This window comes from Streptococcus hepaticus (assembly GCF_043656315.1).
In the GTDB taxonomy this organism is placed as follows: Bacteria; Bacillota; Bacilli; order Lactobacillales; family Streptococcaceae; genus Streptococcus; species Streptococcus hepaticus.
The window spans coordinates 15,479-38,086 of sequence record NZ_JBINIY010000001.1 but is presented as its reverse complement, the minus strand read 5'-3'; the positions used below and the strand labels follow the sequence as shown (position 1 = coordinate 38,086).

Below are 22,608 nucleotides of genomic sequence, written 5' to 3'. Positions count from 1 at the left end.
CTAATCCTCTTTCCTGTCAATCTTACTCAAAATCTCACGCATCATCCGAGCGCGAATAAAGGAAGCCTCTTCACCTAGCACTTCATTTCTAGCTGTAGCTAAAAACAAATTGCCCTCTCTTTCTGTAATCAAGTCCTCATCAAACAAGAGCTGCATCAAATCTTGAAAGACTGGCCAAGACAGACTAATGCCCATATTTTTCTGCAAATCACGAATCAAGTCATGCTTGTCTGAAAACGTTACTCGTCCAATGCGAATGTAGCCTCCGCCACCACGCTTACTCTCCACAATGTAGCCACGGCTGGCTGTAAACCGTGTTTTAATGACATAATTAATCTGGCTAGGCACTACCTCAAATCGACTGGCCAATTCGCTCCGCTTGAGCTCTGCCACACTAGCTGTCTCCAAAATGGCCTTGATGTGTTCTTCAATATAATCCGATGTATTTTTCACGACCAACTCATTCCTTTCCACACTGACTAACTTTGACTATTCTTTTATTATATCGAAAATGAAGCCATTTGGAAAGCAAAGACCACTTTCATTCCCTCTTACTTGAAACTTCTTAACGATTTTACTATACTAAGAAAAAGGAGAAGGAGAAATCATGTTTAGTCCACAAGAATTTTTAGAAGCCGTTCAACACTTTACTGCTGTTACCCCCTCAGAAGCACAAGAATTACTCCTCAAAAAAGAGGGAGGACTGCTTTTTATAGGCCGCGAATCCTGTTCATTCTGTAGACGATTCTGCCAAACCTTGTTAGAATTTTTCAAAGAAGAAAAGCAAGAAGTTTACTTTCTTCATAGCCAACATCCTGATTATTCTCCACTGGAAATAGCTGAGCTCCGCAATCAATACCAGGTTGTTACCGTCCCTGGTCTTCTCTACGCAGCAACAGACGGTGTCCGCGTTCATTGCGATTCCAGTATGACAGCCGACCAAATCCGTGAATTCATCTCATATTAAAAATCCGAGAAAACTCTCGGATTTCTTTATTTTTTCGCAAAACGATAAACAACCAAAGCCAGAACCATCATTCCCGCAGTCAGGTAGAATGGCAAGACAAAAACATCTAAGGAAAGAGCAGCTAACAGTTTCGTTAAAATAAGTGGCGTCAAAATAACCCCAATATTTCCGGCTGTAATGGCCATACTGGTTACGAAGTTAATCTGTTTGAGCTGATACTGCTTGGCAATAGCATTGAAAACTGAAGACATGCCACCAACAAAACTAGCTCCAATCAAAATTGCTCCAATATAAAAGAGCACTTGATGATTACCCAAAGCAAACATGAGATTTCCCAATCCTATCATCCCCAACATTGTTGGTAAGGTATTTTCTTGCAAGATTTTGGCTAATTTCCCAAAGAAAATTCCCAAAACAATCCCTGAAAAAGCCAATAAGGTTAACATTTGACTAGAAGCCAAGCCACTATAACCATAACGAGTCACCATCAGACTCGGAATTTTAACAGTTGCACCAATATAGGCAATCCCAATCAAGAAAGTTATCAACATCCAAAGGACAACACCTTTGTCAAAAACAAGAGATTTTTCTACAGTTTCTTCTGAATTTGGAATTTCATCCACAAGTTTGTGGAAAACAAGGAGAACTGGCAGAGCCAAAAGATAGACAAGGAAGATATAACGAACTCCTAACAACATAGCAAAACCAACCAAGAAAGTCGTCACTGTTTTACCGATGTTCAACACAGCAGTCCGCAATCCAATCATCCCCGCACGCTTTTCGCCATCAAAATAATCACTAATCAAGCTGATAGAAAGAGAATTGTAAAGACCGATTCCCACTCCAAGTAAAAGACGGCTTAGTAAAACAAGTTGAAATTGTTGGCTAGCAAAAGAAAGCAAACCTGACAACAAAATCAAGACCAATCCAAGCTCAACAGTCCGTTTTTTCCCTAGCTTGGTCACAATCACATTACTTAAGATAACAACGATTGTAATGGTCATGGCAGGAATGGTTACCAAGGTTTCAACAGAAGTCAAGGTCAGTTTCGGATTTGCTGCATGATAAAAGTCATATAACTTTGGAATAGCGGGCGCAATAGCCAAGTGGGACATTAAAAAGAAAGAGATAGAGAGCAGAGCTGCACTCAAATAATTTTGTTTTTTCATAATTCCTCAACATAATAAAACAACAGAAAAGGCTGACGACCTGCGCCAGCCTCCATCATCTGTTGTAAATCTTATTATTTACCAAGAGCTGCTGCCATTGTAGCTGCAACTTCCGCTTCAAAGTCGTTTGAAGCTTTTTCGATACCGTCACCAACTTCGAAACGAGCAAATGTTACGGCTTTAGCGTTTACTGATTCAAGGTAAGCTTCAACTGTTTTGCTGTCGTCCATGATGTAAACTTGAGCAAGAAGTGTGTAAGCTTGGTCAACTTTCGTGTTGTCAAGCATGAAGCGGTCCATTTTACCTGGAAGGATTTTGTCCCAGATTTTTTCTGGTTTGCCTTCAGCAGCCAATTCAGCCTTGATAGCTTCTTCTGCAGCAGCAACAACTTCTTCAGTCAATTGAGCTTTTGAACCATATTGCAAGTGTGGAAGAGCTGGTTTACCAACCATTGCACGGCTTTCGTTATCTTGGTCAATAACGTGGTTCAATTGAGCCAATTCATCTTTAACGAATTGTGGGTCCAATTCAGTGTATGAAAGAACTTGTGGTTTCATGGCTGCAACGTGCATTGAAACTTGTTTAGCAAGAGCATCGTCGCCACCTTCGATAACAGTGATAACACCGATACGGCCACCGTTGTGTTGGTAAGCACCGAAGTGTTGCTCGTCAGTTTTTTCAACCAAAGCAAAACGACGGAATGAGATTTTTTCTCCGATTGTAGCAGTTGCTGATACAAATGCTTGTTCCAAAGTTTCACCTGAAGGCATTACCAAAGCAAGTGCTTCTTCATTGTTAGCTGGTTTGCCTTCTGCGATAACTTTAGCTGTTTCGTTTACCAAAGTAACGAATTGGTCGTTTTTCGCAACGAAGTCAGTTTCAGCATTCACTTCGATAACTGCTGCAACGTTACCGTTAACGTAAACACCAGTCAAACCTTCAGCGGCAACACGGTCAGCTTTTTTAGCTGCCTTAGCCATACCTTTTTCGCGAAGCAATTCAATCGCTTTTTCGATATCACCGTCAGTTTCTACCAATGCTTTTTTAGCGTCCATAACGCCAGCACCTGATTTTTCACGCAATTCTTTAACAAGTTTAGCTGTGATTTCTGCCATGTCTATTCTCCTATTAGTTGATTTAGTTTAAATATAAAAACGAGACAGAGCGGTCTGCATCTGCCCCGTTTTAGTGTGTATTTACAAAGTTAATTTGAATGGCACTTGGACTACTGTCCTCGTTGATTCTTATTTACCTTCAACAACTTCAACCAATTCTTCGATTGATTCAGTTGATGCTGGTTCAGCAGCCAATTCAGCTTCTACTGCTGCAACGCTGTCTTCACCTTGGTTACCTTCAATGATAGCGTCAGCCATTTTAGCTGTAATCAATTTAACAGCGCGGATAGCGTCATCGTTAGCTGGGATGATAACATCGATATCATCTGGATCAGTGTTTGTGTCAACCATCGCTACAACTGGGATACCCAATTTTTTAGCTTCTTTAACAGCGATTTGTTCTTTATGTGGGTCAACAACGAACATTACGTCTGGAATACGTGGCATATCAGCGATACCACCCAAGAATTTTTCAAGACGAGCACGTTGTTTGTTAAGAAGTGCAACTTCTTTCTTAGGAAGAACTTCAAAAGTTCCTTCTTCTTCCATGCGGTTAATTTCTTTCAAACGAGCGATACGTTTTTGGATTGTACCCCAGTTTGTAAGAGTTCCACCCAACCAACGGTGGTTGATGAAATATTGACCAGCACGAAGAGCTTCGTCTTTAACAGCTTCTGCTGCTTGTTTCTTAGTACCTACGAACAAGATAACTGCGTCGTTAGCTGCTGCATCACGAACGAATTCGTAAGCTTGGTCAGCCAATTTTACAGTTTGTTGTAAGTCGATAACGTGGATGCCGTTACGCTCAGTGAAGATGTATTTAGCCATCTTAGGGTTCCAGCGACGAGTTTGGTGACCGAAGTGAACACCAGCCTCAAGAAGTTGTTTCATTGAAATTACTGCCATGAGTATTTCTCCTTTTTGTTTTTTCTCCTCTCCCAAACGTCAGCTTGCAGAGCAACCAAAAGGGCAACAGCCCCACAATGGATTTGGAATGAGTATTTTGTTGCATAGACAACTTCATAAGTATAACAGATTTCGCGCCATTTATCAAGTGAAATATTTTGAAAAGTCGCTTATCCGTGCTCTTGCTGGATTAACCATTTAAATCTTTTCTATGATATAAGATGAAACTGACAGATAGCGCAACAATCGTCAAACAGCAGGCAATAATAAGACCAACCGCATTCAAATCACTAGCACTCCAGACGGCTGCGCCATTAGCAAAACCAAAAGGTGTCAAATCTTTTAAAAAATCAATATCTGGTACAATCCGACTCATCATATCCATGACATAAAAGAGGAAAGTCAGTCCTAGGGCTGCGCTAATTGTTTCTTATGACTAAGGGCAGAAAGTAAGAAGCAAAGTGTGGCAATCTCTATCTGCATGAGAAAAGCTAGACCATGATAAAGTAGAAAATACTCCCAAGAAAAGGCGAGATTGACTTGCCAGACAGCAAATGCCTCTAGTCCCATCGCTATCACATTGAAACTCAACAAACTCATAACTATGGCCACATATTTCCAAATGAGGATTTGTGAGCGGTCATAGGGCAAGGTATAAAGAAATTCACTAGTGTGTCCTTCCTCCTCTTTAGAGAGAGAATTTGCACCTAGCATGGCAGCATACATGCCGGTTCCCAAACCAAACATCATGACTATTTCTGTTGCAAAATAACCTCCCAGTGTAGTAAGACTTACCTTATCCATACCAAAAGCTTTAGCGACGTCCCCCATATTTGCATATAATTTAGCCGTCTCAGAAATCTGATTTGCAACACTCTTATAAAGCCAGATGCAACCAGCACAGATAAAAGCAACACTCAAGGACCAGATGAGAAGAGTCTTAAACCCTTGTTTCAACTCATGCTTTAGTAGAATCATGGGGCACCTCCTCGTAGTAATGCATAAAGAGATCTTCCAGAGACGGCTCCTCCACTAGAAAATCATCTGGTGTCAAATTACCTAATTTTGCTAACAATTCCTGACTAGAGCCCGTGTGAGAAAATACTTCCTGCTGTCCGTCTTTCCAAATGGTTACTTGTTTCGTTTGGGTATGGGGCAAATTTTCCACACTATCCACCGTCAAAATCTTGCCGTCTTTGATGATCGCCACCCGGTCACAGTAATTCTTGATTTCAGACAGGACATGGGAGGACAAAAAGCAAGTAGCTCCTGCTGCACAGGCTTCCCTGATTAGACCAAAGAAACGCTCTTGTATGAGAGGGGCTAATCCAGAAGTCGGCTCATCAAAGATCAAGAGTTCTGGCTTGTGTTGCAGAGCGCAAACGATGCTGACCTTCTTCCGATTTCCCAGCGACAAAGCCTCAATTTTCTTATCGACAGGAACTTCTAAAATCTTACACAAGCGCTCCGCTTCCTTGGAACAATCTTTTTTCGTGATTTAGCCGCGAAAGCGATGACATCCTTAACCTTCATTTTAGGATAAAACATAGTCTCAGAAGGCATATAGCCAATGTGCGCTGGACACTCTGTCATACTGGCGTAGCGACCGCCAAAGAGTTCAATATCCCCCTTTGTCTTATGAATGAGTCCCAGCAAACAGCGAATAGTGGTAGATTTCCCAGCTCCATTAGATCCTAGAAAACCAAAAATTTCTCCCTGTTCAACAGTCAGAGATACGTCCTTTACACCCATATGCTAGCTATAATATTTATACAATCGATGGATCTCAATAATTGCTGCCATTGCAATGTCCTTTCTGTGCAAGGTTTGAACACATGATGAAGAGTTTTTCACTACTAACCCTTTTTTCCGAACCCACTCTCATTCTCCCCATTGTCTTTGGCATTATTGTAGCAAAAAATAAATGTCTTTAGCTTAATACATAGCCAATAAAACGATAAAATACAGGTCAAAATTTTTCACTTGACCAATTGTCCATTTTAGGGTAGAATAGTTTCTGTTATGGCGGTATAGCCAAGTGGTAAGGCACGGCTCTGCAAAAGCTTGATCGTCGGTTCAAATCCGTCTACCGCCTTAAGATTAGTCCCGTCAGGGGCTTTTTTTATGTGATTTTTTACATAATAGGTATCAGATATGACTGAGAAAGAGAAAAATTGATTCTTAATGCAAAAATTAAATACCCTACACTTTTAAGAATTTGGGTTATTCTATTGTATTCATTGCCTTCTATTTGGGCAGTGAGTTATCATTTTGACTTTTTTTATTTTTCTCATTTTGGGAGGTTGGTTGCCTATTTGCCTGCTCATAAAAAGGTATCAGTACAAGCGTCATGTTACAGATTGGCGAAAAGATTATTTGGAAAGGGGACTAGTATCTTTAGCTCAGTCCTACACCCACAACAACCTTGCCTCTATCATGAACGATTATGACATTATCTGGCTTTGGAAAAAATTTTGGAAAAATTAATACAATCCACCTGATCTCCCCTACTCTTTTATCATTACGTACAAAAAACCAGCCCCAAAGGACTGGTTTTTTCTTATAATTCTGCGATTTGGCTGAGGCTCACTTCTGCTACGGTATCGTTCCCGAACATAGAGATAATCATTTTCACCTTGTTGTTATCAATCTCAGAAATCTTACCTTCGTAACCTGAGAAGGCACCGTCGATGATACGAACTGTATCGCCAACTTGTACTTTAATATCAAATTCTTGGACAGTTTGACCCATTGATACTAAGATTTGACGGATTTCCTCTTCCAAAAGTGGTGTTGGTTTTGAACGGTTACCATGTGAACCTACGAAACCTGTAACGTTTGGCGTGTTACGGACAACGAACCACGCTTCGTCAGTCATAACCATTTCCACCAAAACATAACCTGGGAAGCGGTTTTCTTCCACTTCTTTTTTCTCACCATTTTTCTCAACTTGAACCGTTTGAGTTGGAATTTCCACGCGCAAAATATTGTCCAACATGTCATAGGTATGGGCACGTTGAAGAAGATTTTCCTTTACTTTATTTTCGTAACCAGAGTAGGTTTGCAACACAAACCAGCCTTTATCAAATGAATCTAACATCATGCTTCCTTTCGTTTTTAGGAAATTTTTCATAAAAAAAAGCCCGAAGGCTTTCGCTGACTTCATTATATCACGGCAAGAATGCCCATGCAAGTATTTACTAGAAAAGATTCAGCATGGCAATCAGACCTTTTGACAAGACTAAGTCAAAAAGATAGATAATGGTTACAAAGAAGGCAGAGTACTGCAAAACAGAAACAAAGTCTGTCCAGCCTTGCTTTTTCGTTGGCCAAGTCGTGTCTTTTAAAATTTGAATGGTATCTTTCAAAAATTTCACGTCATTCTCCTATCTAGTTTCTTTGTGGATCGTGTATTGACCGCAATGTTTACAATATTTATTTACTTCTAATCGTGTTGGTTTTGGAGTGCTAGAAAGCTTAATTGAGTAGTTTCTAGAACCGCAAATGGTACACGCTAGGCTTGCTTTTTTTAGTGCCATAGAGCCCTCCATCCTTGCTATTCTACCATTTTTTTATTTATTTGACAACTAGTTAAACCATGCAGTCACTGTATCCCACAGGGTTTTAGCGCGTCCAGGTAAGTTGGCGTCTTCTAAGCCTTTCTTGGTTTGCTCCAGAAGACTTTGCGCCTTGTCTGAGATATCCTTCAGATTTGCCTCAATGTCCACCTTATTGGTATGACTATTTTGTGACGGATTGGCGACAATACCATTGGCAACGTAGGCATTTTCAACAGTAAAGCTGGTACCAGCTGTATTTGGTAACAAGGCTCCCGCAACTGTCTGGAAAACGACTGGTGCCATCCAAGAATTGCTACCGTCGATATAGTGATTCTCATCTGTTTTTTCAAAACCTACCCATTGGGTCATAACCAAATCCGGTGTGTAGGCGATAATCCACTGGTCATTGATCAAATCCGCATTAAAGCTAGTCTCAGTAGTTCCTGTTTTACCAGCTAGATTATAGCCGTAGACATCTGCATTGACTCCCGTACCATTGGTGTAAGTCCCCAACATCATGGAAGTCATCTTGTCTGCTACAGACTTGTCAATCACGCGCTTACTGCTAGACTTGTGTTCTGCTAACACCTGACCGCTAGCTGACTCAATTTTCGTAATCAAGTGAGCATCTTTCATCACACCACCATTGGCAAATGTTGCATAAGCCTGCGCCATTTGAAGTGGATTGGTAGACACACCACTACCGATAGATACTCCTAGTACACGGTCGACTTTATCCATCTGCAAGCCAAACTTACTACCATATTCAAAGGCCGTATCTACTCCCAATTGATGGACAATAGAAGCTGCCGGAAGATTGTAAGACATGGCCAAGGCCTGGTACATGGGAATGGTTTCAGATGTACTATAGTCATAGTTATGTAGGGTATAATTCCCATAGGTTTCCGTGTGATTATCCAATTCCTTGTCAATAGCCCAGCCAGCAGTAAGAGCAGGTGTGTAAGCTACCAAAGGCTTAATGGTCGAACCCGGACTTCTGGACGATTGGGTCGCAAAGTTGAAACTGCGGAAGGTCGCATTTTCAGAACTATTGACACGACCAACCAGGGCACGCACCCCACCAGTTGTCGGGTCTAGGGCGACACTAGCTGACTCTGCGATTTCTCCATCGTAGGCTGAAGCTGGGAACATGCTCTCATCGTTGTAAATCAACTGCACACTGGCTTGAGAATTTTGGTCCATTTCCGTGTAGATACGATAGCCGTTGTTGATGATGTCACCCTCGTTCAGACCATACCTATCGACGGCTTCTGCTACAACAGCATCAAAGTAAGAAGGATAGTTATAGTTGTCCTGCTTGCCTGTATAGGCATCATTGAGCTCACTAGACAAGTCCACAGCCTGCTCTGCCTCTTGCGTTGCTTCGTCAATGTAGCCAGCATCTTTCATGACACCGAGAACCGTATTACGACGGTTGGTTGCATTTTCAAGCGAATAATAGGGATTGTAAATCTCAGGCCCCTTGAGCATTCCTGCAATCAGAGCCGATTGCTCGATAGACAAATCTGCCGCGCTGATGCCGAAATATTTTTTACTAGCATCTTCCACACCCCACACACCATTGCCAAAATAGGCATTGTTGAGATACATGGTTAGAATTTCTTTTTTACTGTATTTTTTATTGATTTCAAGCGCTAGAAAATACTCCTTGGCCTTACGACTAACCGTTTGTTCCTGCGTCAAAAAGGCATTTTTTGCCAGCTGCTGGGTAATGGTTGAACCACCACCTGAACGACCCAGGGTCAAGACAGCCAAAATAGTCCGCTTATAGTTGATTCCTGAATTTTTATAGAAAGTTCGGTCTTCGGTGGCAATAACTGCATTTTCTAAATTGTCAGAAATGGCATCTAACTCGACATAGGTACCCTTTTGACCAGATAAGGTCCCCGCCTCATTGCCGTCTTTATCATAAATCACGGTCGTCGCCTTCAGAGCAGCCTGTAAATCTTCTACGTTAGCTGACTTAGCCAAGTAAAACAGGTAACCTCCTACTGTCAAGATGGTTGCACCAATGATAATCAACAAAATCTTAGTCAGCTGATAACGGCGCCAAAAACGGCGAATGGGTTCTGGAATTTTTGATTTTTTCTTCTGTGTTTCAGGTCGTTCTCCGTGCCGACTTCGACGGCTGCGCGACATCTCTTCTCGGGGAAAATCATTCTCAAAGGTATCAAACTCTTCTCTCATAACAAGTCCTCTCTATCTATTCCCAATATTATACTACAATCCAGCTTTTGATAGAAATATTTACTGGTAAGAAGCGTTCCAGCGGATTTTCCCACGTCAATGATGGACTTTTATGATAAAATGGAGATATTCTGTTTTGAAGGGGAATTTTATGTCTGAAATTTTTGATATCACCATTATCGGAGGAGGTCCTGTTGGACTTTTTGCTGCTTTTTATGCCCATCTGCGCCACGCTAGGGTTAAAATCATAGACTCCTTGCCACAGCTTGGGGGACAACCTGCCATTCTCTATCCTGAAAAGATTATTTTGGATATTCCTGCCTACAGCAAGATTACGGGACAAGAATTGACAGACCGCCTTCTTGAGCAACTCCAAGATGTTGACACGATGATTTGTCTCAATGAAACGGTAACAGCTATCCAGACTGGCGACATTATCACTCTTGAAACGACCAAGGGAAGCCACCAGACTAAGACTGCCATTGTCGCTATGGGAGGCGGTGCCTTCAAGCCACGTCCACTGGAAATTGATAACGCCGACCAATATGAAAATGTTCGTTATCACGTTTCCAACCTGCAACAATATGCGGGACAAGAATTGGTCGTGCTAGGTGGAGGAGACTCTGCTGTTGACTGGTCATTAGCTTTTGAACCAATCGCCAACAAGACCAGCATCGTTCACCGCCGTGATAATTTCCGCGCCTTGGAGCACAGCGTAGAAGCTCTGAAGCAGTCTAAGGTTGACATTTACACACCTTATACACCAAAAGCCCTCATCGGCGACGGCACAAAGGCTACTCACATTGAGTTTAGCAAGGTCAAAAGTGACGAGACACTTACTTTGCCATTTGATCAACTCTTTGTCAACTACGGCTTCAAATCTTCTGTAGGAACCCTCAAAGAATGGGGACTGGACTTGCAGCGCAACCGCATTATCGTCAACAGCAAACAAGAAACTTCTGTAGCCGGTATCTATGCTATCGGAGATTGCTGTTTCTATGAGGGAAAAGTTGACTTGATTGCAACTGGCTTGGGAGAAGCTCCAACTGCTGTTAACAATGCTATGAATTTCATCAATCCTGCTGAAAAAGTTCAACCAAAACACTCAACGAGTCTTTAAAATGAAATACACCATTCCCATTCCGCAAAGTTTTCCACAAATGACCGTCAAGGAATTGTTGGAAGACTACTTTCTCATCCCTCGTAAAATCCGGCATTTTCTACGGACAAAAAAACACGTCCACGTCAACGGACAAGAAATTAACTGGCAGAGCCCCGTCCAAGTCGGCGACCTTCTCGAATTGACTTTCGATGAGGAAGATTATCCTGAAAAAACTATTCCTCTGGGTAAGGCAGAGCTGGTAGACTGTCTCTATGAAGACCGGCATCTGATCATTGTCAATAAGCCCGAGGGTATAAAAACCCACGGAAATGAGCCTAGAGAAATCGCCCTGCTCAACCATGTGTCTGCCTATGTCGGACAGACCTGTTATGTCGTCCATCGCCTGGATATGGAAACTAGTGGTGCCGTTCTCTTTGCTAAAAATCCATTTGTTCTTCCTGTCCTCAATCGACTCTTGGAAGACAAAAAAATCTCCCGCCAATACCTTGCACTCTGTCAAGGAAAATTGGAGAAAGAACACCTAACTTACACTGATAAGATTGGTCGCCACCGCCATGATCGTAGAAAACGGGTTGTGGACCCACGAAATGGCCAGACAGCTACAACCCATGTCAGCCTCGTCCAGCAAATAGGGTGCAACAGCCTTGTGCATTGCAAGTTAGAAACAGGGCGGACGCATCAGATTCGCGTCCACCTATCACATCATGGCCATCCTATCATGGGTGACCCGCTTTACAACCCACAGAAGGCAGAGCGTCTCATGCTTCACGCAGAGAAACTGACACTGATACACCCATTTACTCTGGAAAAGATTTCTGTGACCGCCAAGTCAGCTAGTTTTGAAAAAATCTGCCCACCAACACTTCATGAAAAAAATTTTTAAGCCAACTACAAACTCACATTACTGGTTTATCCTAAGCCTCTTTATAGTTTCGATTATTTGGCATTTTATGCTAACGACAATTAGCTGACCGTCCGCAAAATCTAGCCTAGCTAGTTTTTTTGCTGGAATGTTTACGGAACACCAATATACTGACCAGCAAATCTTATACGGTATTGGAGATATCTCCGCCTATCTGTATGGGAGTATCGTCCTTTCAATCTGCATTATCGCTCTACTCACTCATTCGACAGTTCTTAATACCTCGGAAAACTACGAAGAAAATGAAGTCCAAGACAAAGAAAACTTCTCAAAAACGGGTCAAAAAAACCGTTTGGGAACAATTCAAAAATTTTTTATTAACCATTTGGCTATGTCTTATTTTCCTCATTATCTTCCTGCTTCCATTTTTATTTCTTCCATCTGAGTGGGAAAAACTGGCTAGTAGTTGGGAACTGGCTAGCCCAAATCCTGATCACAACTACCAAGTCCGTCCCAAAACTTTATACACAACTCACTCGACTTATCACCATGGCGGAAAACACAAGGATTCCTATACAGAGTATTTTATGGAATTAGAGTCAGATTCCGATGTTTCTACCTGTCAGATTCTCAATGCAGGTGTGCTAGAAAAAAGTTATCATAAATTGAAGACGGACAAAGGATTTATACGATCATTGAAATTAGTCCAGACGGACAAGAAAAGATTCTCTACGCCGACGATAATAAAGTTGACGTAAAAATGTATTAAAGACCTATTTGCAAAAATAGATGATATAAAAAACAGACAAGCCCTGTAGCTCGTCTGTTTTTCTTATTTCATATCATCAAAAATATTACCTAGTTCTACGCTGACTTTATTTTCTTTGACATTAATATCTGTTACAGCTAGAAGGGATTTGTAATTGGCAACTCCGCGATCGCCATTTTGGTTTTCTGCAAAGACGGCTACACCTGCCAGGCTGCTATCAAATTCCTTGAGGAGGCTGATCATCCCGTTGATGGTTCCCCCATTTTTCAAGAAGTCATCAACGATGAGCACACGGCTACCTGCTGGGAGACTGCGTTTTGAAAGAAACATTTTTTCAATACGGTCGCTTGACCCTGACACATAATTGACAGAAACGGTTGAACCTTCTGTGATTTTCAAGTCACGACGGACAATGACAAATGGTACATTCAAAACATTGGCAACAGCATTTGCCAAAGGAACGCCCTTGGTCGCAACCGTCATAACAGCATCAATCTGCTCATCCTTGAAACTTTCAGCAATGATACGACCGATATTTTTCAGGGTAATAGGTGTTGACAAAAAGTCCGAAGAATAAATATAGCCACCAGGCAAGATACGGCTGCTTTCTGCCATTCGACTACGCAAATCCTCAGCAATCTCTAAGGCTTCTTCCTTGGACATAGAAGGTGTGAAAACCACGCCACCACTAGCTCCGGTAATCGTTTCAATATTCCCGATAGAACTTTCTTCAAAAGCTTTCTTAATGATGGCAATGTCTTCTGAAATGGAAGACTTAGCAGACTCATACTTGTCAGCAAAAAGATTCAAACTGGTCAACTGGTAAGGGTGGTTAATCAAATAGTTAGAGATGACAACCATACGCTCACTTCTTCTTAATTTCATACAAACATCCTTTTTTTATTTTTTCTAATTATTATACCACAAAAACAAAAAAGGCGAACTTTTTATATGAAAAGTTTTTCCTTTTTCGTTATTTTTTAGTCAATATTCGGTTTATAGAAGGAACGATTGTCCATGGCAAAGATTCTATTGGTCATCTCACCTGGTCCAACCTTGTCCAAAGCTGTCATCATCATCATCATTTCCGCATCAATATTGTCAATCATGTGAATGATTTCAGCCTCCATAATTTGTGGACGGACAGGGCTACCGTATTCTAACAATCCATGATGACTGAGGATAACATGGCGCAACACCGTTACTTCTTCCTTGGTATCATCAATTTTCAACTCCATCAATACCTTGGTAATTTCCTCGTCAATCAGAGAAATATGCCCAATCAGATTGCCTCGAACCGTATAGCCCGTATTGTCTGGGCCTGTCAGCTCAATGACCTTAGCCAAATCATGCAACATAATTCCCGCAAACAGCAGACTTTTATTGAGCTGCGGATAAATATCCCCAATCTTGTCTGCCAAGCGGACCATGGTCGCCGTATGGAAGGACAGACCTGAGTAGAAGGCGTGGTGATTAGTCTTAGCTGCTGGATAGGAATAAAATTCCTTATCGTACTTGCTATAAAGCGCCCGCACAATTCGTTGCCAAACAGCATTTTCAATGCGGAAAACGGCTTGACTTAAATACTCACGCGTATCCTTAACATCTACCGGTGGTTTTTCTTTAAAATCTGCTGGATCACTGGGTTCACCATTCATAGGCAAGCGAAGAATAATCTGGTTGACCTGAGGCATGTTATTGTAAACCTCACGACGTCCCTGCATATGCACGACCACACCCGCTACAAAATCCTTGATTTTCCCCGGCTGAGCATCCCAGATATTTCCAGAAATTTCTCCTGTTTCATCTTGAAAGGTTAAGGCTAAAAAATCTTTCCCTGCCCTTGTTTGTCGCAATTCTGCTGACTTGATCAGGTAGAATCCTTCAAAGAATTCATCCTTTTTCATTTGATTAATTTTCATTTTCATTCTCACTTATTTCTGGAATATGGAGGAGGGAACGAGTAGTCTCGTCCTCGTAGAGCTCGATATTTCGGAGCGCGCGCTCAATCGCATTGGTGCGGCGAGTTAAAAGTTCATCCAAGTTACTGCTAGCATTGTTGAGGTGTTTTTGCGCCTTGATCAAGATGCCGCCAAACTTACCAAACTCGGTCTTGACATTGCCCAAGACCTTACTGATATCATCTGCTGACCGTTGAATATTGAGTGTCTTAAAGCCAACCGATAGGGAATTGAGAAGAGCCGACAAGGTCGATGGTCCAGCCACCACAATCTGCTCACTTCTACGCAAATCATCAAAAAATTCAGGATTACGCACTACTTCTGAATACAGTCCCTCTGTTGGCAAAAAGAGAATCCCAAAATTAGTGGTCTCAGGCGGATTGAGGTACTTGGTCTTGATGTCCTTGGCAAAGCGCTTGACACTGGCCAAGAGATTTTTCCGATGGAGGTCGATCTCTTCCTTGCTACCGGACTCATAGGCATCCTCAAGGCGATAGTAGTCCGCCAAGGGAAACTTGGAGTCAATCGGCAGGTAGACTGTTTCATCCTGAGACTGCCCTGGCAACTTGACCGCATACTCGACACGTTCGTTCGAGCCCGCAACTGTCGCAAACTCACGCTCATACTGACTAGGTGTCAAGATATCTTCGATAATCTGCCCCAGCTGCAGCTCACCCATAATGCCTCGCGTCTTGGTATTAGACAGGACCTTGTTGAGTGTCGTCACATCACGCGCCACATTTTGCATTTCTCCTAGACCACGATTGACCGACTCCAACTGCTTGGAAACTGTCTCAAAAGAATCCTGCAAGCGGGTTTGTAAGGTTTTTTCCAGCTTTTCTTCCACTGTCTGACGCATCTCTTCCAGACGTTTTTCATTGGAATCCTGCATGGTTAAGAGACGGCGCTCAGTCACCTCACTAGTCTGCTGTAAACTTTGTTGCATGTCCTGACGCAGGTCAATCAAGTGCTGAAAGAGCTCGCGACGCAGGTCAGTCATTTCCCTATGAATGGCTTGCTCTTGTAACAATTGCTGGCGCTCTAGCTGAAAACTCAACTGATCTGACAGATGATCTGCTGTTTCTTCAGATGCCTCTTCTAGCTGACGCGGTAGCAAATTGAACCGAAGAAAGAGGAAAACCAGTCCGACTAAAATCAAGATCAGCAAGAAGACAATGATGATTTCCATACTAACTCCTGTCCTTACTGTAGATCACGACCACATAACCCGAATCCAATTCGATAAAAAGGTCCTCATCTATAAATTCGTTACTGCTGTAACATTTTTTGAAAAAATAATTTCTAGCATTGAGCGGATATTTTGCCCCTTCAATAGTCAGCAGACTACCATCTGACGGCATAAAGGAGATATAGGTCATCCCCTGAACAGGCTCAATCTGGTGACGACCAGCTGGGTAAAAACACACTCGGTTGAGAGAATCTACTAGCTCAATTTGGCGCATACAGGGTGATAAACTAAGCTCACTAGCTAGAAAAAGATTGGACATCATATGGTCTAAACGACCACCGAAAGCGCCGAAAACCGTAGCTTGGGCATCTGGATAAAGGCTGAAGACCATTTTCAGAGCCAATTCTAAGTCTGTGTCATCTTTCTCGGCAGGTGCCTGAATGCATTTTATCGCGCTAGCTTTTATTCGCTCCAAATCACGTGCAGAGACCGAGTCAAAGTCACCAACGGCTAAGTCCAGTGGTAGACCATTTTCCAAGAGAAAAAGAGAGCCTGCATCTACACCGACAAAGATGTCAAAGTCGCCTGCAAGCACATCTAAATCTCCACCCGCAATCAAGGCAACCTTAATCATTGAGCACCGCTCTCAGGGCGTTCACACCTGTCTGCAAGTCGCTCTTAAAGAGGTAAGAACCTGCTACAAAGACGTTGGCACCCGCATCCTTAGCAGAACGAATGGTCTTGTCGTCAATACCGCCATCTACTTCAATGTCAAAGTCCAACCCCTTCTCTTGGCGCATCTTAGCCAAGGCTGCAATCTTGTCTGCCATTTCTGGAATGTAGGCTTGACCGCCAAAACCAGGATTAACCGTCATAAGCAAGACTTGGTCTGCTAAATTGAGAACATGCTCGATACTTGCTAAAGGTGTCCCTGGATTAATGACCACACCTGCCTTCATACCTGCTGCCTTAATCTTTTGCAGGGCACCATGAATGTGCACAGTTGCTTCCGCATGAATGGTCATGATGTCTGCACCTGCACGCGCAAAGGTTTCGATATGATTTTCAGGATTGGACACCATGAGGTGACAGTCAAAAACCAGCTTGCTGTGCGGACGCATCGCAGCGACCACATCTGCACCAAAGCTGATATTTGGCACAAAATGACCGTCCATAACATCAATATGAACATACTCCACACCTGTTTCTTCCAAGCGTTTGAGCTCTGTTTCAAAATTTGCATAATCTGCGGCTAAGATTGATGGGGCAATTTTGTAATGTGACATGAAGGACCAACTTTCTATGGTTTTTTACTAACTTTTTTATAGGTTTCTCGTGTATTTTGAATTTCACTGAGAAATTGCAGGTAATTCTCATAGCGGCTCTGGGCAATCTCACCAGCTTCCACAGCAGGCTTGACAGCACAAGAAGGCTCGTGGGTATGAGTGCAGGTACGGAATTTACAAGACTGACTGGTTTCAGCGATTTCTGGGAAACAATCCGTTAAAATTTCCGCCTCAGCCACTTCATAGTCTAAAGATGAGAATCCTGGGGTATCCGCAATTTTCCCGCCATTGACATTGTAAAAGCTAACCGCCCGCGTCGTGTGGCGACCACGTCCCAAGCTATCTGAAATCTCACCCGTCTCCAGTGCCAAATCGGGTGCAATCTTATTGAGTAAGGTCGACTTACCGACACCTGTCTGCCCCATAAAGACCGTCACTTGATTGTTCAGGTGAGGCAGGAGTTCATCCAGACTATACAAAAATGGATAACTGATTTTTTCATAAATCGCCTTGAACTTATCCAGTTCAGATCGGTCTTCCAACAAATCTAACTTGGTAATATAAACTAGAGGACGAATGGTTTTCTGTTCTAGCAACACTAAAAACCGATCCAACAAATTTGGATTGAAATCCGGTTCCTTGGCTGACATGATGACCACCGCTTGGTCAATATTGACAACAGGCGGACGCACCAGACTATTTTTTCGCTCCTCAATACTGAGAATATAGCCTTCAGAATTTTCCTCAGCAGAGAACTCGACAAAGTCCCCAACATAAGGCTTCTGCCCCTTTTTTCTAAAATTTCCACGCGCCCGAGTCTGGTAGACAACACCATCTGACTCCACATAGTAAAAACCCGCTAGCGCTTTGATAATTCTTCCTTGCATTTTACTCCCTTGGTCACTTGACCACTTTAATAGCCCTATTATATCAAAATTTTGCTTAAATTTGTGCTGAGCTACTAGTCAAATGCAGAATTTTAGCGTATAATGAAAGAGTTCCGCGGAGGTGGTGGAACGGCAGACACGCATGCTTCAGGCGCATGTGCCCGTACGGGTGTGAGGGTTCAAATCCCTTCCTCCGCATCCTTTAGGACTAGTGACCGCGTTAGCTTTGCTTGATGAACACAAGTTCTATCATCGCTTTGCTGTCTTGTCACTAATCCTAAACTGATTTCAAATCATTTGCCTTGCCTCAGCAGACTTCAGTCTAAACTTTGACTACGTCGCCTTGATTCAATTCACAGACCTTTTTCTTTTGACAGCCTTAGATTGGTGCGATGGATACAAGTGCAATCTTTGATTGGTTGTCTTATTATTACTTCTGCCATGTTGGAAAGGTGGCCCAGCTTGGTACGGCACCGGACTCGAAATCCGGCAAGTGGACTTCGTTCACACGCGGGTTCAAATCCCGTCCTTTCCTTGATTGCAATATACTAAAAGACGAGCCCTGCGCTCGTCTTTATTTTACTTTTCCGACCAAAATCATAGCTCCAACTGAAATACGAACCACATCTAACCAGTCAATCTGGCTGGTGTCCACATTGAATAAGAGCGGTGTCATATCAATGAAGGCCTGGCGTTCTTCTGCCGAACAGGCCGTCGTTTTCACGATTTCTTTCTGAGTCACAATCTCAAACGATTCTTGGAAATGGGCTACAATTTTCTGATTAGAATATTCCTTTTCCTGCAAATGCTCACGAACTTTGGCTCGCAATTCTTGAACGTGCTCAGCTGTCGGAATGACTTTAATCAAAAGACCGTCCTCAGCCAGCACGCGCTTAAATTCTCCATAATTTGCTGGCGAAAAAATATCTAGGATAACATCCATTTTCCTCAATTGAATGGGTAAATTCGCCAAGTCTGACACAAACCATTTCCCACGGTACGTCTGGTCGCTCTTAGCCGCAATCTGCACCGAATCCTTAGAAATATCAAAAGCTAGGATTTCCTTGTCCGTCTTTTGCAAAAGCTGGCGCGAATAATAACCCTCACCACAGCCAATATCAAGAAGGGTCTTGACCTGCGGATAGTCAGACACAATTTCCACAATCGCCGTCAGAATATGGTCATAAAAACCATTCTCCAAAATCAACTTACGATTTTCAAAGGATTCCTTACTGTAATGATCATTCACTTTTTTCCCGCCTAGAAGATTGACATAGCCAAACTTGGATAGGTCGTAGGTGTGATTGCTAGCGCACTTGAGACTATTTCCGTCTTTTTCCAAAGCTTGCCGACAAATGGGACAGGCAAAGAAATCTGCGCTATTATCAAAACGCTGGCGCTTGTCAACCACATTACACCCCAACTTCCTTGAGAGCATCCGCTAATTTTCCAAAATCTTCAATGGAAAGCGCCTCACCACGAACAGTCGGTGTCAATCCTGCCTTCTCCAAAGCTGCTTCCAACTGCGCCTTGACCTCCTCGGACTTGCCGAAACGATTTGTCAAGTTGTTCCACAAGGTCTTGCGACGGTGCACAAAGCTAGCCTTTGCCACATCAAAGAGAAAATCTTCATCTTGAACTTCAACCAAAGGTTGGTCACGACGAGTCATTTTTAGAATGGCTGAATCCACATTGGGCGCTGGCACAAAGACAGTGCGTGGCACGATGAAAGCAACTTTGGCAGTCATGTAATATTGCACTGCGATTGACAAGCTACCGTAAGCCTTTGTGTTAGGCTCAGCTGAAATGCGGTCCGCCACTTCTTTTTGCATCATGACGACAAACTCTTGGAAAGGAATCTTGCTCTCAATCAAGTGCATCAAAATCGGCGTTGTGATGTAGTAAGGAAGGTTGGCCACCACCTTGATCGGCAGGTCTGGATTGGCAAATTCCTTGATACGCGCCTGCAAGTCCGTTTTGAGGATATCTTCGTTGATAACCTTGACATTGTCAAAGTCACGAAGCGTATCAGCAAGGATTGGAATAAGACGGTCATCAATTTCAAAAGCCATGACTTCAGCAGCATTCTCCGCCAAAAATTCTGTCAAAGCCCCAATACCAGGACCAATCTCGATGACATTGACAGTCTTGTCAATCTCTGCCGTATCCACAATCTTCTGCAAAATATTCGTGTCGGTCAAAAAGTTCTGACCAAATGATTTCTTAAAAGTAAACCCATGGCGCTCAAGCACCGCCTTGGTTACGCTGTAATCTGCTATTCTCATGTGTGTTTTCTTTCTAGGAAAATCTTATCTAAATTTCTTTTCTGATTTTTTATACTTAATATTTTTGTCCAGAAGTTTGATTAAGGGTGTTACATACTCAGGATTTTTAAACTTAGGACCAAATACTATTCCCTCTAACTTCAGAACATCATCACGTTCAAGGTATAACCGAGCAATCTCTTGGGTGTTGTCTATCCTAATACTAGCATTATTTGGTTCTAAACTAGCATATTTTAATATACGTAATTCTGATTCATACTTATAATCTGAGGATTTGAACAGGTACCGAATTTCTTCAAGACACATATTAATATCATTTTTAAAATTGTGGTCATGATACTGTTCACATTCTTCCAACATTCCCTTCAATTCATCGATATATTTTTTCAATTGTTCTAATTCTTTGTTTTCAAATAATTCTGTCTTAGAAAGACTAACTCTTCCCTCAGAAAGACAGTCAATATAACAAATTCGGTATAAATAATCACCTTTTTTGCTAACTAAGTCATTTTCTTCTACAGAAGATTCTTCACTCAAGCTCTTTTTACTTTGACTAATATCAATATTTTCTGCAGTAATTGATTGTTTCCATTCAATGCTTGCTAAATCTTTTGCCAAGGTAAAAGTAGCATTATCTAAAACCAAACAAACACCTTCTGCATCATTTCCATACTGAGACCACATAGCCAAATCGTCTGTTTCAGTTGTAAAGCTCATCAAAAACCATGAACTAGGTTCCAAATCATTTGATTTTATCCCATCTAATATCTTAGAAGCTAAAACCTTGTCTAAAACTTTCCCTTCCTCTGGGTCATTCATATAGTTAGCATTACTTAGACGAGTTTTTCCTTTAATTATATACTTCTTTTCGTCGTATAACTCATTATTTTGCTTCAACAAAATTTGCAACACTTTACCAGAAGTATAGTGACCAACCTTAAGATTTTCTGGAAATTTCTTCATTGCTAGTAAATATTTAACCATTTGAACTTGTAGATAAATATCTAATATTTTTTCTAACTTATCTTTATCATTACTATATTTGTTAATCCAGTCTTTCTGAAGCTCATATTTAGTTCTTCCTACCAGATTATATTTCACAGCATCCGTAATAAGTTTAATCTTATTTTTCTTTGGGACATATTTTGAATAAAAGTGGCTATCTAAGGCTTTGGCTACTGCAATAGATACATCTTTATTATCATTATCAGGATACTCCTTTAATCCCAAATTAGTTAACGCTTTAATGCCATTTTCAAGAATAGAAGCAACTGGATTGTTTTCTAATATACCAAAAATAATATCAATCGATTTTTCAGCAGATTGTGTTGACTGTTTAACAGACAAATTTACCAAGGATACCGCATATTGTTCGGCTATGGAGTCAGATACTTTGTCAGAGTCTTTAAATTTATCATAAATGGCACTAAGCGTATCTACTGTGGCTTGGAGACTTGATTTATCTGTTTGCTGAATTGATAAATTTCTTAATGCAATCGCATACGATTCCCCCATATCGGCTGAGTCATTAAACTTATCGTAAAGTGCCTTTACTTTTTCTGATGTTGAGCGTCTAGCTTCTTCATTAGCTTGTTTAACTGACAAACTCACCAAGGAAGCTGCGTATTGTTGAGTTATGGATTCCGATACGGTGTCAAAATCCTTGAACTTATCATAAATAGCGCCGAGCTTATCTACCGTACTTTGTCGACTTGGTTCATCTAGTTGTTGAATTGATAAATTTCTTAATGCAATCGCATATGATTCTGCTATGTCGGCTGAGTCATTAAACTTATCGTAAAGTGCCTTTACTTTTTCTGATGTTGAGCGTCTAGCTTCTTCATTAGCTTGTTTAGCTGACAAATTTACCAAGGAAGCTGCATATCGTTGAGCTATAAATTCCGATACGGTGTCGAAGTCTTTAAATTTATCATAGATAGCACTAAGCTTATCTACTGTGGCTTGTCGACTTGATTCATCTGTTTGCTGATTTGATAAATTTCTTAATGCAATCGCATATGATTCTGCTATGTCGGCTGAGTCATTAAACTTATCGTAAAGTGCCTTTACTTTTTCTGCTGTCGATTGACTTGAGCCTTCCTCAGTTTGTTTAGCTGATAAGTTTAATAGTATCTTCGCATACTGAATAGCGTTATCTATAGATTTCTTATTTTCACATAACTTTTGAGCATCTTCAGATATTCTAGATAGTTCTTCTATAGAGGAACTATTATTAGATTGAGTTACTAGAGAGACTAATTTTTGATTCTCTACTTTTGATTCTTGTTTTAATTGATGTTTTCTATTTTTACTTCCCAAAA

21 protein-coding genes, 3 tRNA genes and 2 pseudogenes are annotated in these 22,608 nt (G+C 41.6%); 7 read left to right on the top strand and 19 right to left on the bottom strand.

The window, feature by feature from the left end:
- The gene (locus tag ACHUFA_RS00180) at positions 1-459 is read right to left on the bottom strand and encodes a CtsR family transcriptional regulator (RefSeq protein WP_222350104.1); all 459 of its coding nucleotides are present in this window, start codon (positions 457-459) and stop codon (positions 1-3) included.
- Between the two features lie 148 nt (positions 460-607).
- Between ACHUFA_RS00180 and ACHUFA_RS00175 the strand changes: the two genes are divergently transcribed.
- On the top strand, positions 608-967 hold the full coding sequence (locus tag ACHUFA_RS00175) for a DUF6568 family protein (RefSeq protein ID WP_222350107.1): 360 nt from the start codon (positions 608-610) through the stop codon (positions 965-967).
- Positions 968-993: 26 nt separating this feature from the next.
- Here ACHUFA_RS00175 and ACHUFA_RS00170 read toward each other — a convergent pair whose 3' ends face one another.
- The 5 genes and pseudogenes from ACHUFA_RS00170 to ACHUFA_RS00150 all read right to left on the bottom strand — a co-directional run bounded on the left by ACHUFA_RS00170 (position 994) and on the right by ACHUFA_RS00150 (position 5,909).
- Positions 994-2,136, bottom strand: coding sequence for an MFS transporter (locus ACHUFA_RS00170; RefSeq protein WP_222350109.1), 1,143 nt, complete (start codon positions 2,134-2,136; stop codon positions 994-996).
- Positions 2,137-2,210: 74 nt separating this feature from the next.
- Positions 2,211-3,251, bottom strand: a complete 1,041-nt coding sequence (gene tsf, locus ACHUFA_RS00165) for a translation elongation factor Ts (protein WP_222350111.1) — start codon at positions 3,249-3,251, stop codon at positions 2,211-2,213.
- A 129-nt stretch (positions 3,252-3,380) separates the two neighbouring features.
- Positions 3,381-4,157 carry a 30S ribosomal protein S2 gene (gene rpsB / locus ACHUFA_RS00160; protein WP_222350113.1) on the bottom strand — a complete coding sequence of 259 codons (777 nt, stop codon included), beginning with the start codon at positions 4,155-4,157 and terminating at the stop codon, positions 3,381-3,383.
- Between the two features lie 190 nt (positions 4,158-4,347).
- A pseudogene (locus tag ACHUFA_RS00155) lies at positions 4,348-5,135 on the bottom strand (ABC transporter permease subunit).
- Positions 5,116-5,909 (bottom strand): annotated as a pseudogene (locus tag ACHUFA_RS00150) (ABC transporter ATP-binding protein). Before ACHUFA_RS00150 ends, ACHUFA_RS00155 begins: the two co-directional pseudogenes overlap by 20 nt.
- Positions 5,910-6,181: 272 nt before the next feature.
- On the opposite strand from ACHUFA_RS00150, the gene ACHUFA_RS00145 reads away from it, so the two are divergent.
- Positions 6,182-6,252 (top strand) — tRNA-Cys (locus tag ACHUFA_RS00145).
- Between the two features lie 465 nt (positions 6,253-6,717).
- Here ACHUFA_RS00145 and nusG read toward each other — a convergent pair.
- The 4 genes from nusG to pbp2a all read right to left on the bottom strand — a co-directional run bounded on the left by nusG (position 6,718) and on the right by pbp2a (position 9,925).
- Complete coding sequence (gene nusG / locus ACHUFA_RS00140) at positions 6,718-7,257, bottom strand: transcription termination/antitermination protein NusG (RefSeq protein ID WP_394404584.1); 540 nt, start codon at positions 7,255-7,257, stop codon at positions 6,718-6,720.
- A 100-nt stretch (positions 7,258-7,357) separates the two neighbouring features.
- Positions 7,358-7,534, bottom strand: coding sequence for a preprotein translocase subunit SecE (gene secE / locus ACHUFA_RS00135; protein WP_394404583.1), 177 nt, complete (start codon positions 7,532-7,534; stop codon positions 7,358-7,360).
- A 9-nt stretch (positions 7,535-7,543) separates the two neighbouring features.
- The gene (rpmG, locus tag ACHUFA_RS00130; protein WP_394404582.1) at positions 7,544-7,696 is read right to left on the bottom strand and encodes a 50S ribosomal protein L33; all 153 of its coding nucleotides are present in this window, start codon (positions 7,694-7,696) and stop codon (positions 7,544-7,546) included.
- A 48-nt stretch (positions 7,697-7,744) separates the two neighbouring features.
- Entirely contained in the window at positions 7,745-9,925 is a 2,181-nt protein-coding gene (gene pbp2a / locus ACHUFA_RS00125) for a penicillin-binding protein PBP2A (protein WP_394404581.1), read from the bottom strand.
- A 151-nt stretch (positions 9,926-10,076) separates the two neighbouring features.
- On the opposite strand from pbp2a, the gene ACHUFA_RS00120 reads away from it, so the two are divergent.
- From ACHUFA_RS00120 to ACHUFA_RS00110, 3 genes are all read left to right on the top strand, one after another.
- Complete coding sequence (locus ACHUFA_RS00120; protein WP_222348683.1) at positions 10,077-11,045, top strand: NAD(P)/FAD-dependent oxidoreductase; 969 nt, start codon at positions 10,077-10,079, stop codon at positions 11,043-11,045.
- Position 11,046: 1 nt separating this feature from the next.
- Positions 11,047-11,931, top strand: a complete 885-nt coding sequence (locus tag ACHUFA_RS00115; protein ID WP_394404580.1) for an RluA family pseudouridine synthase — start codon at positions 11,047-11,049, stop codon at positions 11,929-11,931.
- A gap of 127 nt (positions 11,932-12,058) precedes the next feature.
- Positions 12,059-12,355, top strand: coding sequence for a hypothetical protein (locus ACHUFA_RS00110; RefSeq protein ID WP_222383488.1), 297 nt, complete (start codon positions 12,059-12,061; stop codon positions 12,353-12,355).
- A 387-nt stretch (positions 12,356-12,742) separates the two neighbouring features.
- Here ACHUFA_RS00110 and purR read toward each other — a convergent pair whose 3' ends face one another.
- The 6 genes from purR to rsgA form a co-directional block, all read right to left on the bottom strand.
- On the bottom strand, positions 12,743-13,564 hold the full coding sequence (gene purR / locus ACHUFA_RS00105; protein ID WP_222348687.1) for a pur operon repressor: 822 nt from the start codon (positions 13,562-13,564) through the stop codon (positions 12,743-12,745).
- A 95-nt stretch (positions 13,565-13,659) separates the two neighbouring features.
- Positions 13,660-14,601: a 3'-5' exoribonuclease YhaM family protein gene (locus tag ACHUFA_RS00100; protein WP_222348689.1), complete on the bottom strand. Its 942-nt coding sequence runs from the start codon at positions 14,599-14,601 to the stop codon at positions 13,660-13,662.
- The gene (locus ACHUFA_RS00095) at positions 14,591-15,829 is read right to left on the bottom strand and encodes a DNA recombination protein RmuC (RefSeq protein WP_222348691.1); all 1,239 of its coding nucleotides are present in this window, start codon (positions 15,827-15,829) and stop codon (positions 14,591-14,593) included. Before ACHUFA_RS00095 ends, ACHUFA_RS00100 begins: the two co-directional genes overlap by 11 nt.
- Before the next feature lies 1 nt (position 15,830).
- Positions 15,831-16,463, bottom strand: a complete 633-nt coding sequence (locus ACHUFA_RS00090) for a thiamine diphosphokinase (RefSeq protein WP_222348693.1) — start codon at positions 16,461-16,463, stop codon at positions 15,831-15,833.
- A complete protein-coding gene (gene rpe / locus ACHUFA_RS00085; protein ID WP_222348695.1) occupies positions 16,456-17,115 on the bottom strand; it encodes a ribulose-phosphate 3-epimerase in 660 nt (219 codons plus the stop codon). Before rpe ends, ACHUFA_RS00090 begins: the two co-directional genes overlap by 8 nt.
- A gap of 14 nt (positions 17,116-17,129) precedes the next feature.
- Entirely contained in the window at positions 17,130-18,002 is an 873-nt protein-coding gene (gene rsgA / locus ACHUFA_RS00080) for a ribosome small subunit-dependent GTPase A (RefSeq protein ID WP_222348697.1), read from the bottom strand.
- 115 nt (positions 18,003-18,117) lie between these two features.
- Between rsgA and ACHUFA_RS00075 the strand changes: the two genes are divergently transcribed.
- Positions 18,118-18,200: transfer RNA gene (locus ACHUFA_RS00075), tRNA-Leu, on the top strand.
- A gap of 248 nt (positions 18,201-18,448) precedes the next feature.
- Positions 18,449-18,537 (top strand) — tRNA-Ser (locus tag ACHUFA_RS00070).
- A gap of 39 nt (positions 18,538-18,576) precedes the next feature.
- Here the strand turns inward: ACHUFA_RS00070 and ACHUFA_RS00065 are convergent.
- From ACHUFA_RS00065 to ACHUFA_RS00055, 3 genes are read right to left on the bottom strand one after another with little or no spacing between them, the layout of a single operon-like run.
- The gene (locus ACHUFA_RS00065) at positions 18,577-19,440 is read right to left on the bottom strand and encodes a putative RNA methyltransferase (RefSeq protein ID WP_394404579.1); all 864 of its coding nucleotides are present in this window, start codon (positions 19,438-19,440) and stop codon (positions 18,577-18,579) included.
- On the bottom strand, positions 19,415-20,287 hold the full coding sequence (rsmA, locus tag ACHUFA_RS00060) for a 16S rRNA (adenine(1518)-N(6)/adenine(1519)-N(6))-dimethyltransferase RsmA (RefSeq protein ID WP_222348699.1): 873 nt from the start codon (positions 20,285-20,287) through the stop codon (positions 19,415-19,417). Before rsmA ends, ACHUFA_RS00065 begins: the two co-directional genes overlap by 26 nt.
- Positions 20,288-20,311: 24 nt before the next feature.
- Complete coding sequence (locus ACHUFA_RS00055) at positions 20,312-22,606, bottom strand: DUF2971 domain-containing protein (protein WP_394404578.1); 2,295 nt, start codon at positions 22,604-22,606, stop codon at positions 20,312-20,314.
- Positions 22,607-22,608: the final 2 nt, after the last annotated feature.

Excerpts from the sequence above, each read along its gene's own strand:
- pbp2a (WP_394404581.1), bottom strand. The coding sequence starts at position 9,925 with ATGAGAGAAGAGTTTGATACCTTTGAGAATGATTTTCCCCGAGAAGAG.
- rsmA (WP_222348699.1), bottom strand. The coding sequence starts at position 20,287 with ATGAGAATAGCAGATTACAGCGTAACCAAGGCGGTGCTTGAGCGCCAT.
- ACHUFA_RS00170 (WP_222350109.1), bottom strand. The coding sequence starts at position 2,136 with ATGAAAAAACAAAATTATTTGAGTGCAGCTCTGCTCTCTATCTCTTTC.
- ACHUFA_RS00120 (WP_222348683.1), top strand. The coding sequence starts at position 10,077 with ATGTCTGAAATTTTTGATATCACCATTATCGGAGGAGGTCCTGTTGGA.
- nusG (WP_394404584.1), bottom strand. The coding sequence starts at position 7,257 with ATGTTAGATTCATTTGATAAAGGCTGGTTTGTGTTGCAAACCTACTCT.
- ACHUFA_RS00175 (WP_222350107.1), top strand. The coding sequence starts at position 608 with ATGTTTAGTCCACAAGAATTTTTAGAAGCCGTTCAACACTTTACTGCT.
- rpmG (WP_394404582.1), bottom strand. The coding sequence starts at position 7,696 with ATGGCACTAAAAAAAGCAAGCCTAGCGTGTACCATTTGCGGTTCTAGA.
- ACHUFA_RS00115 (WP_394404580.1), top strand. The coding sequence starts at position 11,047 with ATGAAATACACCATTCCCATTCCGCAAAGTTTTCCACAAATGACCGTC.
- tsf (WP_222350111.1), bottom strand. The coding sequence starts at position 3,251 with ATGGCAGAAATCACAGCTAAACTTGTTAAAGAATTGCGTGAAAAATCA.
- ACHUFA_RS00095 (WP_222348691.1), bottom strand. The coding sequence starts at position 15,829 with ATGGAAATCATCATTGTCTTCTTGCTGATCTTGATTTTAGTCGGACTG.
- ACHUFA_RS00100 (WP_222348689.1), bottom strand. The coding sequence starts at position 14,601 with ATGAAAATTAATCAAATGAAAAAGGATGAATTCTTTGAAGGATTCTAC.
- rpsB (WP_222350113.1), bottom strand. The coding sequence starts at position 4,157 with ATGGCAGTAATTTCAATGAAACAACTTCTTGAGGCTGGTGTTCACTTC.
- ACHUFA_RS00110 (WP_222383488.1), top strand. The coding sequence starts at position 12,059 with ATGTTTACGGAACACCAATATACTGACCAGCAAATCTTATACGGTATT.
- ACHUFA_RS00090 (WP_222348693.1), bottom strand. The coding sequence starts at position 16,463 with ATGATTAAGGTTGCCTTGATTGCGGGTGGAGATTTAGATGTGCTTGCA.
- rpe (WP_222348695.1), bottom strand. The coding sequence starts at position 17,115 with ATGTCACATTACAAAATTGCCCCATCAATCTTAGCCGCAGATTATGCA.
- ACHUFA_RS00065 (WP_394404579.1), bottom strand. The coding sequence starts at position 19,440 with ATGCTCTCAAGGAAGTTGGGGTGTAATGTGGTTGACAAGCGCCAGCGT.
- purR (WP_222348687.1), bottom strand. The coding sequence starts at position 13,564 with ATGAAATTAAGAAGAAGTGAGCGTATGGTTGTCATCTCTAACTATTTG.
- rsgA (WP_222348697.1), bottom strand. The coding sequence starts at position 18,002 with ATGCAAGGAAGAATTATCAAAGCGCTAGCGGGTTTTTACTATGTGGAG.